Genomic DNA, 13,967 nt, shown 5'->3' with positions numbered 1-13,967 from the left:
TAAGGAGGACATTGCTTGGTGGGTAGTTTGACTGGGGTGGTCGCCTCCAAAAGAGTAACGGAGGCTTCTAAAGGTTCCCTCAGCACGCTTGGTAACCGTGCGTAGAGTGCAATGGTATAAGGGAGCTTGACTGAGAGACTAACAAGTCGACCAGGTACGAAAGTAGAGCATAGTGATCCGGTGGTTCCGCATGGAAGGGCCATCGCTCAAAGGATAAAAGGTACGCCGGGGATAACAGGCTGATCTCCCCCAAGAGCTCATATCGACGGGGGGGTTTGGCACCTCGATGTCGGCTCGTCACATCCTGGGGCTGGAGAAGGTCCCAAGGGTTGGGCTGTTCGCCCATTAAAGTGGCACGCGAGCTGGGTTCAGAACGTCGTGAGACAGTTCGGTCTCTATCTACTGTGGGCGTTAGAAATTTGAGTGGATCTGATTCTAGTACGAGAGGACCGAATTGGACCAACCTCTAGTGCATCTGTTGTCTCGCCAGGGGCATCGCAGAGTAGCTACGTTGGGAAGGGATAAGCGCTGAAAGCATATAAGTGCGAAACCCACCACAAGATGAGATTTCTTTAAAGGGTCGTTGGAGATTACAACGTTGATAGGCTATAGATGTAAAGACAGTAATGTCAAAGTCGAGTAGTACTAATAACCCGTAAGCTTATGTGAATCTCCCCTTGTTTAACTACAAGGGGAGGGCAACTTTCTAAGGATAGTTAAGTTAAAATATCAATATAGTTAACAATATTAGTTACGTTTAGTAACAACCGATTTAAGGTGGTTATTGCAGCGGGGCTCACCTCTTCCCATTTCGAACAGAGAAGTTAAGCCCGCTAGCGCAGATGGTACTGCTAACCAGTGGGAGAGTATGTCGCCGCCTTTCTTTATAGAATCCCCAATCTCATTAGAGGTTGGGGATTTTTTTGTTTGTATAGGGTAGATGTTAAATGTTTAAAAGAAAGAAGTATCAATTGTTTATAGTAATTTTGAAACGTCTTATAAGGCTATAAAAAAGAGCCTTAATAGGCTCTTATTCTTTTTGAAGATCATTTACTTTATCAAGTATATATTCCATTTCATATCCTTTTCTGTGTAAGTATCCTATTAACTTTTGTGTTTTTTTATTTAAGTCTTTATCTGTTATAGAGTGCCAACGTTGTTCTGCTAGTTTATTTAAAGTTTCGAAATACATTGTGTCTTCTATTTCAGTCATCGCTATTTTTATTAGATTAGCTGATATTTTTTTGAGTTTAAGTTCTCCAATTATTCTGTTTTTTCCCCATCCACTAATACGATGTTTACCTCTTGCAAAACTACGGGCAAAGCGCTCTTCGTTTAGAAATTTATTATTTATTAGATAGACGAGTATTTCATCGTGTAGATCAGAGGAGACCTTTAAATTGTATAGTTTAGATATAACTTCAGCATGACATCTGTCTTGATAAGCACAAAAATGTTCTAATTTATTTTTTGCTTGTTCTAGTGTTAGGTACATGTTTTTATTCTTCTTTAAGTTATTTTATACCTAGTCTTTTATGAGTAGTGATTATAGCTTTTTTGTTTTTGTAATCAATCCAATTTTGCCCTTTTAACTTTCTCATAAAACTATCGAAATATCTCATTATAGTAACATTATAGATCGCTTTTGCTAGGTTACTATATTTAGATGGAAATGCTCTTAGACTCATTGATATACTAGGTGTCAGGTATTTCATATAGTGCCAATAACCCTCAGGCATATAAAGCATTTCTCCATGTTTTAGGTTACAGATATATCCTTCTGCATTTTTTAAAGCAGGCCATTTATCAAAATCAGGATTGTCAAAATCAATGTCTTCTCTGGATATTAATGCATGTGGTATTTTATACATGTATTTCGTTTGTTTTGGTGAAAATAGCATACATTGCTTTTCTCCATTAAAATTAAAATGTAATATATTAGAATAATCAATATCAAAATGCATGAAAACCTTTGAATTTGTTCCTCCAAAAAATAACATCGGAAGTTGTTTTACTAAGCGTAATCCTAGTTTAGGCCATCTGAAATCATTTCTAAGACTCGGTACTTCTTTCATGATATTGTAAAGAAATATTCTATAATCAGTAGGTTCCTTTTCAAGTAGATCAATATAATCAGCCATTTTCATTGTTGCATGTGCTTCATTAAATCCATCTTTATGGGAAACAGGTCTGTCATCATAAAGAGGCACTATTTTTTCACCAGCGATTTCTTTTATATAGTTTAAACGCCATTTTTTGTAAGCAGGCCAGTCTTCGGTTAAGTTTTCTATTACAACAGGAATCTGTTTTTTAAAATATTTTTCAATAAAGTCTTTTTCAGATATAGATTTTACTCTTTCTATTTCTTGAAGTTGTAATTTTTTCATGTTATTTTACATTTATACCTCTTTGAACTCTGTAGTATTAAATTTATGTAACCTCAAATTTAATAAATCATTATTGGTTTTTGTTATAAGTTATTCGTAAAATAAGTTTAGTGACCGTAAAAGTTATTGGTCTACATTTTAAGAACTAGTTTAATCTATTTGTAATAGTTGTATCTTTAAAACAAAAACATGAGTATAAGTAATAGTTATTTGTTAGAATTTGGACATGAATTGAATAGTACAAAGAAAATAATTTCTTGTGTGCCTAATGACAGATGGGGTTGGAAACCTCATGAAAAGTCTATGAGCTTAGGAGATTTGGCTAAGCATATTGTAGAATTGACTATTTGGACTGAGAATATCCTAACAAAGGATAGTTTGGATTTTCAAGTAGATTACAAGCCTTTAGAAGCACAAACTACAGAAGAACTATTGGTTCTTTTAGATAAGTATGAAAAGGCTGTTGTATCTGCTTTAAATATGTTTGATGAAGAAAAGTGGATATCTGAGTGGAAATTAAAATCAGGTGATCATATAATTGTTGCTATGCCAAAGGTTGGAGCTAATCGATTTATCGTAAATAATCATATCTACCACCATAGGGGACAGTTATCTGTTTATTTGCGTTTGTTAGATGTGCCTATACCTGGTATGTATGGGCCTTCAGCAGATGATGCTAAATAAAAGTATATATATTAAAAAAGCCTAACTCATTGAGTTAGGCTTTTTTGGTGCCCGGAGTGGGAATCGAACCCACACTCCGAAGAACACGAGTTTGAGTCGTGCGCGTCTACCAATTCCGCCATCCGGGCTGATGACTTATTGTTTGTGAGTGCAAATGTAGATAAAAAAAATTAGGTACAAAGAAAAAATATAAAAAAAATCGTTTTCTCAATTTATATTTTATAAATTTGCACCGCTTAATAAATATAGTTAAGCTCTAACTCGCAACATAACAACTAATTATATAATGTCATATTTCGAACCAGACGCTAAGATTTTTGCATGTGCTCAGAGCGTTGAGCTTGCTGAGAAAATTGCAAAAGCATACGGAGTAGAACTAGGAAAAGTAACTCTATCACATTACAGTGATGGGGAGTTTCAACCTTCTTTTGAAGAATCAATTAGAGGACGAAGAGTTTTCTTAGTATGTTCTACATTTCCGTCATCAGATAACCTGATGGAATTGTTACTAATGTGTGATGCTGCTAAACGTGCATCAGCAAGACATATTACGGCTGTAATTCCTTATTTTGGATGGGCTAGACAGGATAGAAAGGACAAACCAAGGGTTCCAATTGGAGCGAAATTAGTTGCTAAATTGCTTGAGTCAGCAGGGGCAACTCGTATCATGACTATGGATTTACATGCAGATCAAATCCAAGGATTCTTTGAAAAACCAGTAGATCATTTATATGCATCTACAATCTTTTTACCTTATGTAAAAAGCTTAAAACTTGACAATTTAACAATTGCATCTCCTGATATGGGAGGATCTAAGAGAGCTTATGCTTACTCTAAGTTTTTAGAATCAGATGTTGTAATTTGTTATAAACAACGTAAGCAAGCTAATGTTATTGATAAAATGGAGTTAATAGGAGATGTTACAGGACGTAATGTAATCTTAGTTGACGATATGATTGATACAGGAGGTACTTTAGCTAAAGCAGCTGATATGATGATGGAGCGTGGAGCATTAAGCGTTAGAGCTATATGTACACATGCTATTTTATCAGGAAGTGCTTATGAGAAAATAGAACAATCAGCTATTCAAGAATTAATCGTTACAGATTCAATTCCATTGAAGAAGCCTTGTGATAAAATAAGAGTATTAAGTTGTGCTCCATTATTTGCAGAAGTAATGCACAATGTACATGCTAATGAGTCTATTAGTAAGACTTTTGTAGTTTAGAATTTATTAATTTTTTAAATATATTTAAATGAAATCAATTACGATTAAAGGATCTGAAAGAGAAAGCGTAGGTAAAGTATCAACTAAAGCCTTACGTAATGCTGGAATGGTACCTTGCGTGTTATACGGAGGAACTGAAGCAGCTGTGCATTTTTCTGCTGAAGAAAAAGCATTCAAAAATTTAGTTTATACTCCAAACGTACACACAGTGGTAATTGAGTTGGAAGGTGGAAAAACATTCAACGCTATCTTACAAGATATCCAGTTCCACCCAGTAAGCGATAAAATCTTACACATCGATTTCTATCAATTACATGACGATAAAGAAATTACATTAGAAGTACCAGTTAAAATTACTGGAAATTCTAAAGGAGTAATGGCTGGAGGGGTATTGAACCTAAACTTACGTAAATTGAAAGTTAAGGCTTTACCAGCTAACTTACCTGACTTCGTAGAAGTAAACATTTCTAACTTAGAAATGGGGAACAAATTATATGTTACTGATGTACCTGTTAACAATTACAAATTGTTACACACTGATAACACTGTAATCTGTCAAGTAAGAATTTCTCGTGCAGCTATGAAAGCAGCTCAAGAAGCAGCAAAAGCAGCAAAAGCTACTCCAAAGAAAAAATAATTCTTTTGAGAAGATATTTATTAAGAGCACCTGTGTTTACACAGGTGCTTTTTTTATGTCTTAAAATAAGGTTACTTCTTTGCTTTAATGTACTTTTGTAACACAATTAATTATGTCATTAATAGAAGGATGAAGAAGTTTTTAATTATAGGATTAGGAAATATCGGTGCTGAGTATATCAACACACGTCATAATATCGGTTTTAAAGTAGTAGACGAAATAGCTAATGAGCTTGGGGGAGATTGGCAAACTGTAAAACTAGGAAGCTTAGCAGAAGTAAAGATAAAAGGTAGAACACTTTTATTACTAAAGCCTAATACATATATGAATCTAAGCGGTAAGGCTGTTCAGTATTGGATGGAGAAAGAAAAGATTCCAGTAGAGAATATTTTAGTGATTACAGATGATTTAAATCTAGCTTTCGGAACCATTAGAATAAAGCCAAAAGGATCTGATGGAGGTCACAATGGATTAAAAAGTATTCAAGGTACTTTAAACTCTGCTGCATATCCTCGTTTTAGATTTGGTATCAGTGATGAATTTAAGAAAGGACAGCAAGTTGACTATGTTTTAGGGGTATGGGATGAGAAAGAGAAAGAACAGTTGCCAGAACGTCTTAAAATGGCTTCTAAGGCAGTACAAGAGTTTGCTTTAGGAGGATTAAATAATGCTATGAATACTTATAATGGAAAATAGATTAAGTGAAGCTTATAAAGTAAAAAAGGAGTTACTCAATGAGTAACTCCTTTTTTTATCATTATACCTGTGGTTTTACCACATTGATATGTAATTCTTCTAATTGTTCTGGGGTGATAGTTGACGGAGCGTCAATCATTACATCTCTACCAGAGTTGTTTTTAGGGAATGCGATGAAGTCTCTAATTGTTTCTTGCCCTCCTAAGATAGCCACTAATCTATCTAGACCAAAAGCTAAACCTCCATGAGGTGGTGCTCCATATTGGAACGCATTCATTAAGAAACCAAATTGTTTTTCAGCTTCTTCTTTGCTAAATCCAAGGTGTTTAAACATTAATTCTTGAGTAGCTTTATCGTGGATACGAATAGAACCACCTCCAATTTCGTTACCGTTTAATACCATATCATAAGCATTAGCACGTACTTTACCTGGGTCTGTATCTAATAATGGAATATCTTCTACTTTAGGTGAAGTAAATGGGTGGTGCATAGCGAAGTAACGTCCAGCTTCTTCGTCATACTCGAATAGAGGGAAGTCGATAACCCACAATGGTGCGAACTCATCAGACTTTCTTAATCCCATACGATTACCTAATTCCATACGTAGAGCACTTAATTGAGCTCTTGTTTTATTTGCAGGACCAGAAAGTACTAAGATTAAGTCACCAGCTTTAGCACCAGTCACCTCAGCCCATTGCTTAAGATCTTCTTGGTCATAGAACTTATCTACAGAAGACTTAAATGATCCATCAGCTTCACATTTACAGTACACCATACCAGAAGCACCTACTTGTGGGCGTTTTACCCAATCAATAAGAGCATCTATCTCTTTACGAGTGTATGAAGCAGCGCCAGGAACAGCTATACCTACTACTAACTCTGCACTATTAAATACACCGAATTCTTTATGTTGAGCTACAGCATTTAACTCACCGAACTCCATCCCAAAACGGATATCTGGTTTGTCGTTACCATATTTTCGCATTGCTTCTTCAAAAGTCATACGAGGGAACTTATCAACTTCAATTCCATGAACTGATTTTAGTAAATGTCTAGTCATTCCTTCGAATGTATCCATAACATCTTCTTGGTTTACGAATGCCATTTCACAGTCTATCTGAGTAAACTCAGGCTGTCTATCAGCACGTAAATCCTCGTCACGGAAACATTTTACTATTTGGAAGTATCTATCCATACCACCTACCATTAACAACTGCTTGAATGTTTGTGGTGATTGTGGTAAAGCGTAGAATTCTCCAGCATTCATACGAGAAGGCACTACGAAGTCACGTGCTCCTTCAGGAGTAGAACTAATTAAGTAAGGAGTTTCTACCTCACAGAAATCTTGAGCAGAAAGATAATTTCTTACCTCTTGAGCTACCTTGTGTCTAAACAATAAATTGTTCTTCACTGGATTTCTACGGATATCTAAGTAACGGTATTTCATACGGATATCTTCTCCACCATCAGTATCATCTTCGATAGTAAATGGAGGAACAGCAGATTCGTTTAACACTGTTAGCGTATCTACTAAAATCTCAATATCTCCTGTAGGGATATTTGGGTTTTTAGAAGCGCGTTCGATTACTTGTCCTTTTACTTGAATTACAAACTCTCGTCCAAGGTTTTTAGCTGCTTCGAATACTGCTTTATCAGTTCTCTCTGCATCAAAGATTAATTGTGTAATCCCGTAACGGTCACGTAAATCAACCCAAATCATAAAACCTTTATCGCGATGCTTGCTTACCCATCCTGATAGGGTAACTTCTGTATTTATATCCGAAGCTCTTAAGGCTCCGCAATTATGCGTTCTGTACATTGCTAAAAATTATTTCCTACAAATTTATAAACTTATTATGAATGATAGAATAAAAGCCAAAACAATATGCTTTAGATTTTATAAATATCTATTTTTAAGCTGTTTCTGTTTTTTTCATTCTGATAAATACATATGCTAGTAACGCTCCACATAACGCTAATCCAGCTCCTACCCATTCCGGTGAGTTGTATCCTAATCCCAAAGTGATAGGTAGTCCTCCTAATGAGGCCCCTAATGCATTACCGATATTGAAGGAAGCTTGTCCAGCTGAAGCAGCTAACATTTCAGAGCCTTTTGCATTGTTGATTAACAACATTTGTAAAGGCGAACCGATCGTGAATGCTACTAATCCTGTGATAAGTGACATTGCATAAGCCATCCATTGGATATGGACAGTGTAATATACGATAATTAAACAAGTAGCCATAGCACAGAAAGAGAAAATAACTGCTTTAGCAGGAGGGAAGGTATCAGCTAGTTTTCCTCCTACGAAGTTTCCTAAGAACATACCTAGCCCTACTAAGGTCATGACTAAAGGTATCTTAGCTTCTGATATTAAAGCAATATTAGTCATCATCGGTGCGATATAACTAATCCAAGCAAATAACCCTCCTGTACCAATAGAGATTAACGCTACTAATACCCAGGCTATAGGTGTTTTAAAGAAGGCGGTTTGTTTCTTTAGATTTGTTTCTTTGTCTGCTTCTAATTTTGGTACCCAAAATGCAATAGTGATAGCAGATACAATTCCAAGAGAGGCGATTAGCATATACGCTGTTCTCCATGAATATTCTTGTCCGATGTATGTACTCAATGGTACTCCTACTAGATTAGCAGTAGTAAGCCCTGCGAACATGATGGCTACTGCTTGTGCCTCTTTTCCTTTTTGAGCTAATCGCGTTGCTACCACAGATCCTACCCCAAAGAATGCTCCATGAGGAAGTCCTGACATAAAACGCGAGATAATTAACGTTGTATAACTAGGTGACAATACAAATAGTAAGTGAAAGAAAGAGAACATCACCATTAACGCCATCAATATTTTGTGAGGAGCGTATTTATTAGAAGACATTACTAGTAATGGAGCTCCTACTACTACCCCTAAGGCATAAGTAGAGATGAAGTTACCCGCTTTAGGTATGCTTATTTGTAAGTCTTTAGCGATGTCAGGTAGTAGTCCCATCATTGAGAATTCTGTCATTCCGATGGCTAGCCCACCTACAGCTAATGCTATTAAACTTTTGTTCATTGTTGTTTTACTGAGTTTGATTTTATGTAATATTATATTGTTTCTTTTCCTCTTTCGTATTGATTTGCCCATGCTAAACTCACACCAAGTTCATTAGCTGCTCTCATGACGAAGTGAGGATCTCTTAGAAATTCTCTACCGAGTAAGATACAGTCTGCTTGATTAGCCATTAGTATATCTTCTGCCTGTTGCCCTGTCTTGATTAGGCCTACGGTACCTACTAGTATATTGGTTTGTTGTTTTATGGCTTCTGCAAAAGGAACTTGATAATTAACCTCAACTTTTATTTGTTGATGTCTTACTAGCCCTCCTGTACTTACATCTATAAGTTCTACTCCTTTTTCATATACTATCTTAGCTAGCTTTATGCTCTCCTCTAAAGTCCAACCTCCATCAGCCCAGTCAGTAGCTGATATTCTTAACCACAGACTTTGAGTAGTCAAGACAGATTTAACGGCCTCTATGACTTCTAAGATTAGTCTAATCCTATTCTCAAAAGTACCTCCATACTCATCTGTACGCAGATTGGTTAATGGAGATAAGAACTGATGTAGTAGGTAACCATGAGCGCCGTGTAGCTCTATGATTTCATAGCCTGCTTTTACAGCACGTTCAGCCCCTTGTCTAAAAGCTTCTACTATTCTTTTAATCTCTACTTTATCCATTGCTATCGGAAGGTTTTCTCCTTCGTTGAAGGCAATAGCAGAAGGAGCTATAGTTTGCCATCCATTCTCACTATTTGGAGCTATCTGCGCTCTATTGATCCAAGGTTTTTCACAACTTGCCTTTCTTCCTGCGTGGGCTAATTGTATACCAGGTACAGAACCTTGACTTTTTATAAAGTCAGTTATCTGCTTTAGTTTGGTTATATGTTCATTTGACCATATTCCTAAATCAGCATAGGTTATTCTTCCTTCTGGACTTATGGCTGTCGCTTCTTGTACAATGGCAGCAGCTTTTCCTATCGCAAATTGCCCATAGTGTACAAGGTGCCAATCACTCGCAAAACCATCTTTTGCAGAATATTGACACATAGGTGAAACAATGATTTTATTGTGTAAAGTATTGTCCCTTAGTTTTAAAGGAGAAAATAGAGTTTTCATAATTTGTGTGTTGTTTGGTGATGCAAAATTATTAATTCCAAAATAGAATAGAAGGTCTTTTGTCCTAAAAGATATTTTTAGCAATAAAAGTTACAATAATTTGAGGAGTTCTTCTCAAGTAACCTTATATTTGTTATTTATAATTAATTTAAATAAAGACATAATGAGAATGACTTCTAAGGTTATTACTAGTACAGTACTAGCAGCCATGCTTTTTGTAGGTTGTAAAAAAGAAAACACTAAAGCTTCTTCTGAAGAGACGATTACGATAGAGAACATGGGTAGATCAGTTAGTTTTAATAAAAAACTAGAGAATGTAGTAGTGTTCGACGTGGGAGCGATGGAGAATATGGCAGAATTAGGTATACCATTTAAGGGAATGGCTAAGGTGTACAGTCCTAATTTCCTTTCTAAATATGCAGATGACGAGAGTATTGTGAATGTAGGATCTTTTATGCAGCCTAACTATGAGTTAGTAAGTTCAGTAGATCCAGATCTAATCATTATGAGTAACTGGTTTGATAAAGATTACCCAGAGTTCGCTAAAATAGCTCCTACCATTTCTTTAGGAATATCAGGAAGTAATTATTTAGCAAGCACAAAAGACAATCTTAAAACAATTGGTTCTGTTTTTCAAGTAGAAGATAAGGCAGATAAATTGATTGAGAATATCGATACTAAAGTAGCTGAGATGAAAGAAGTGATTAATAAGAGCGATGCTAAAGCTTTATTAATCTTATATAACAATAAGAGTTATAGTGCCTTTGGAGAGGACTCTCGTTATGGATATATATTTAATGATTTAGGTGTGAAGTCTGCAGCAGCAGGTTTGATGGGCGGAAGTGATCACGGTAATGTAGTATCTAGTGAGTTTGTGCTAGAACACAATCCTGACATTATCTTTATCATCGATAGAGGTGCTGTAATGGAGAATGTAAATGCTGATAAAAAAGATGTTGAGAATCCATTGATTCAAAAGACTAATGCATATAAGAATGGTAAGATTGTTTATCTAGATCCTAATGCATGGTATCTTGCAGGAGGAGGATATATCTCTCTAAATATCATGTTAGATGAAGTAATGAAAGCGTACAAATAATAAAGTAAAAAGCTTCTCGAAAGAGAAGCTTTTTTTATGTCTATTGTTTTTTAACGAACAGATTACTTGCTATTTTTTTGGTGATGGTGATCGTATGGTCGTCTACTCTGATGGTGTACGACTGATCAAAAGGCTCTATATCTAATATCTCTAGTTTTGACCCTAAAGATATTTTCTGTTTATCTAAGTACTGTAAAAATTCTGTAGAAGAGTCTTTTACCCCTACACATACCACTTCTTGATTAGCGTCTATTTCGGATAATAATTTTTTATCTATCTGTTTTATTTCTCCTTTTTCGTTAGGAATAGGGTCTCCATGAGGATCTTCTGTCGGGAATCCTAGAAATGCATCTAGTTTATTAATTAACTTTTCTGATTTTATATGTTCTAATTCTTCTGCTACATCGTGAACTTCATCCCAATTAAATCCAAGTTTATCCACTAAGAATACCTCCCATAGTCTGTGCTTTCTCACGATCATCTTAGCAGCCATAACTCCCTTAGGAGTAAGTGTAACTCCTTGATACTTTTGATATTTAATCAGCTCCTTATCATTTAGCTTCTTTATCATATCTGTCACAGATGAGGCTTTGGTTTCTATTTTTGCAGCAATAGCATTTGTCGAAATTCCTTGAGTTTGCCCTAGTGATAAATGGAATATAGTTTTTAAATAATTCTCTTCTGAATAGGTAAGCATGGATTGTTTTTTTGTTTAAATACAAAGTTAGTGTTTTTTTAATTACAAATTAATTTTTAGCTTTGCCTAAATTTAATTAAAAGCCATGCGTAAAAGTATTTTTAAACTTGTAACAATAAATATTTTTCTTTGTCTCTTTTTTGCATTGAATTCCTATGCTCAAAATATCAAAGGAAAAGTTCTTTCTAATGGAACTGCGCTTTCTTATGCTACAGTTACATTAGTTGGAACAGATAAGGGAGTAGTCACTGATGAGCAAGGTAGTTTTACTTTCGAGTCCTTAAAAGAAGGAAGCTATACGGTGAAGGCAGACTTCGTAGGTTTTGCCGCTCAGACCAAAAAGGTAACTGTAAAAGGAACTCAGACGAGTACAGTATCTTTCGAACTAAAAGAAGATGCTAATCTAGATGAGATCGTTATCTCTGGTACACTGAAGCCTGTGCTAAAGTCAGAAGCAGTAGTACCTGTAGAGATATATACACCTGCATTCTTTGAGAAGAATCCTACAGCTAGTTTATTTGACGCTGTACAGATGATCAATGGGGTACAACCTCAGCTAAACTGTAATGTATGTAATACAGGTGACATCCATATCAATGGTATGGAAGGGCCGTATACTATGATCCTGATCGATGGTATGCCTATCGTATCATCTCTATCGACTGTATACGGGCTATTCGGTATCCCGACGAATATGATCGAGAGAGTAGAAGTAGTTAAGGGGCCTGCCTCTTCACTATACGGAACAGAAGCGATGGGTGGTATTATCAACGTGATTACTAAAGATCCCGAACACGCAGCGAAGCTAAGTGTAGATGCGTTCAGCACGACTTGGTTAGAGAATAATATTGATTTAGGAGCTAGTTATAAACTAGGGAATAAGGTAAAAGGACTTTTCGGAGGGAACTACTTTAAGTTCGGAGAACGAAAAGATAAAAACGGGGATGGTTTTACAGATGTAACACAACAAGACAGAGTATCTCTATTCAATAAAGTCTCTCTAAAGAGAAAGGATGATAAAGTAGCTAGTCTTGCACTGCGCTATGTGTATGAAGATAGATGGGGAGGAGAGACTAACTGGAAGCGCAAGCAACACCGTGGAGGAGAAGAGGTATATGCAGAGAGCATCTTCACTAACCGCTTCGAAGCGATAGGGATGTACCAGCTACCGACTACAGAGAATATCTATACACAGTTCTCTTACATCTATCACAAGCAGAACTCTATGTATGGACCAGAGTCTTATGATGCTAAACAACAGGTAGCTTTCGCTCAAGCTTATTGGGATAAGACCTTAGGAAACCACAGTCTTTTACTAGGTTCGTCATTTAAGTACACTTATTATGATGACAATACTCGTGCTACGGGTATCTATGATGAGAACGGATTAGTAAAGAATCAACCAGAAGAAACACCAATACCAGGTATCTTTATCCAAGATGAATGGACGCTTAATAAAAAGAACAAATTATTATTAGGATACCGTTTTGATTATGATAAGACACATAAGGGGATTCACTCTCCACGTGTAGGATACAAGTACACACCTCATCCACACCATACCTTAAGAGGAAGTTTTGGTACAGGGTTCCGTGTCGTGAATGTCTTCACAGAAGATCACAGAGCGTTATCAGGAGCTAGAGAAGTAGTATTCGCTGAAAAACTAGACCCAGAGAAATCATACAATGCTAATATCAACTATACAGTAAAAGTACCTTCTAATTTCGGAGTGTTTAATTTCGATTTGAACGGGTTCTATACTTATTTCACGAACAAGATTGATGCAGATACAGATACAGACCAGACTAAGATTATCTATGCTAACCTAGATGGGCATGCTATCTCTAAAGGAGTATCTCTTAATGTAGATGTGACATTTGACTTCCCACTGAAGTTGATGGCAGGAGCTACTTATATGGATGTATTCAGAAAAGAAGACGGAGTAAGAGAGCAAATTTATCACTCTCCTAAATGGTCAGGTAACTTTATCGCAAGTTATAACTTCGGTAGCGGATTCACAGCAGATTTAACATCAGACTGGAAAGGACCGATGAGATTACCACGCGTAGAGAATGACTATAGACCTGAGTACTCACCATGGACAGTATTAGCAAATATCCAAGTGACTAAGAAGTTTAACAACGGATTCGAAGTATACGGAGGAGTGAAGAACTTATTCAATACGTTACCAAAAGAAGATCCGATCTCTAGATGGTGGGATCCATTCGGAGAGCCAGGTAATGGTGTAGCACCACCTCCAGGTAGAAATGATGTAATCTTCGAACCAAACGATTATAGTTATACCCCATTACAAGGGATAAGAGGATTCTTAGGAGTGAGATATAACATTTTTTAGTTAGCACATAAG

12 protein-coding genes, 1 tRNA gene and 2 rRNA genes are annotated in these 13,967 nt (G+C 36.2%); 8 read left to right on the top strand and 7 right to left on the bottom strand.

Translation table 11 applies throughout. From position 1 onward, the window contains the following. Positions 1-670 (top strand): 23S ribosomal RNA (locus AABL85_RS12575); the annotation flags it as partial. Positions 671-773: 103 nt separating this feature from the next. Continuing rightward, positions 774-883, top strand: a 5S ribosomal RNA gene (gene rrf, locus AABL85_RS12570). 147 nt (positions 884-1,030) lie between these two features. Here the strand turns inward: rrf and AABL85_RS12565 are convergent. Beyond that, on the bottom strand, positions 1,031-1,495 hold the full coding sequence (locus tag AABL85_RS12565; protein WP_286415235.1) for a regulatory protein RecX: 465 nt from the start codon (positions 1,493-1,495) through the stop codon (positions 1,031-1,033). 19 nt (positions 1,496-1,514) lie between these two features. Further along, positions 1,515-2,387: a cupin-like domain-containing protein gene (locus AABL85_RS12560; protein ID WP_341310331.1), complete on the bottom strand. Its 873-nt coding sequence runs from the start codon at positions 2,385-2,387 to the stop codon at positions 1,515-1,517. Between the two features lie 189 nt (positions 2,388-2,576). On the opposite strand from AABL85_RS12560, the gene AABL85_RS12555 reads away from it, so the two are divergent. Continuing rightward, the gene (locus AABL85_RS12555; RefSeq protein WP_341310330.1) at positions 2,577-3,071 is read left to right on the top strand and encodes a DinB family protein; all 495 of its coding nucleotides are present in this window, start codon (positions 2,577-2,579) and stop codon (positions 3,069-3,071) included. 45 nt (positions 3,072-3,116) lie between these two features. Here the strand turns inward: AABL85_RS12555 and AABL85_RS12550 are convergent. Then, a tRNA-Leu gene (locus AABL85_RS12550) sits at positions 3,117-3,199 on the bottom strand. Positions 3,200-3,357: 158 nt separating this feature from the next. Here AABL85_RS12550 and AABL85_RS12545 point away from each other — a divergent pair. From AABL85_RS12545 to pth, 3 genes are all read left to right on the top strand, one after another. Continuing rightward, positions 3,358-4,299 (top strand): ribose-phosphate pyrophosphokinase, encoded by a 942-nt coding sequence (locus tag AABL85_RS12545; RefSeq protein ID WP_006259932.1) that lies wholly within the window; start codon positions 3,358-3,360, stop codon positions 4,297-4,299. A gap of 28 nt (positions 4,300-4,327) precedes the next feature. Beyond that, a complete protein-coding gene (locus tag AABL85_RS12540) occupies positions 4,328-4,936 on the top strand; it encodes a 50S ribosomal protein L25/general stress protein Ctc (RefSeq protein WP_286415309.1) in 609 nt (202 codons plus the stop codon). A gap of 129 nt (positions 4,937-5,065) precedes the next feature. Continuing rightward, positions 5,066-5,632, top strand: coding sequence for an aminoacyl-tRNA hydrolase (gene pth / locus AABL85_RS12535; protein ID WP_006259930.1), 567 nt, complete (start codon positions 5,066-5,068; stop codon positions 5,630-5,632). Positions 5,633-5,693: 61 nt separating this feature from the next. Here pth and aspS read toward each other — a convergent pair whose 3' ends face one another. The 3 genes from aspS to AABL85_RS12520 form a co-directional block, all read right to left on the bottom strand. Beyond that, positions 5,694-7,451, bottom strand: coding sequence for an aspartate--tRNA ligase (aspS, locus tag AABL85_RS12530; protein WP_041894886.1), 1,758 nt, complete (start codon positions 7,449-7,451; stop codon positions 5,694-5,696). Positions 7,452-7,545: 94 nt separating this feature from the next. Then, positions 7,546-8,700: an MFS transporter gene (locus AABL85_RS12525; protein WP_341310329.1), complete on the bottom strand. Its 1,155-nt coding sequence runs from the start codon at positions 8,698-8,700 to the stop codon at positions 7,546-7,548. A 32-nt stretch (positions 8,701-8,732) separates the two neighbouring features. Continuing rightward, positions 8,733-9,803 (bottom strand): NADH:flavin oxidoreductase/NADH oxidase, encoded by a 1,071-nt coding sequence (locus AABL85_RS12520; protein WP_341310328.1) that lies wholly within the window; start codon positions 9,801-9,803, stop codon positions 8,733-8,735. 169 nt (positions 9,804-9,972) lie between these two features. On the opposite strand from AABL85_RS12520, the gene AABL85_RS12515 reads away from it, so the two are divergent. Beyond that, positions 9,973-10,902, top strand: coding sequence for a siderophore ABC transporter substrate-binding protein (locus AABL85_RS12515; RefSeq protein ID WP_341310327.1), 930 nt, complete (start codon positions 9,973-9,975; stop codon positions 10,900-10,902). Positions 10,903-10,942: 40 nt separating this feature from the next. Here AABL85_RS12515 and AABL85_RS12510 read toward each other — a convergent pair whose 3' ends face one another. After that, positions 10,943-11,599 (bottom strand): metal-dependent transcriptional regulator, encoded by a 657-nt coding sequence (locus AABL85_RS12510; protein ID WP_286415316.1) that lies wholly within the window; start codon positions 11,597-11,599, stop codon positions 10,943-10,945. An 85-nt stretch (positions 11,600-11,684) separates the two neighbouring features. On the opposite strand from AABL85_RS12510, the gene AABL85_RS12505 reads away from it, so the two are divergent. Next, positions 11,685-13,955: a TonB-dependent receptor gene (locus tag AABL85_RS12505; protein ID WP_341310326.1), complete on the top strand. Its 2,271-nt coding sequence runs from the start codon at positions 11,685-11,687 to the stop codon at positions 13,953-13,955. The last annotated feature ends 12 nt before the right edge of the window (positions 13,956-13,967 follow it).

Source organism: Myroides odoratimimus (assembly GCF_038039805.1).
Lineage (GTDB): Bacteria > Bacteroidota > Bacteroidia > Flavobacteriales > Flavobacteriaceae > Flavobacterium > Flavobacterium odoratimimum_B.
Note: the sequence above shows the minus strand (reverse complement) of the source record. Positions and strands in the feature narration are given on the sequence as shown.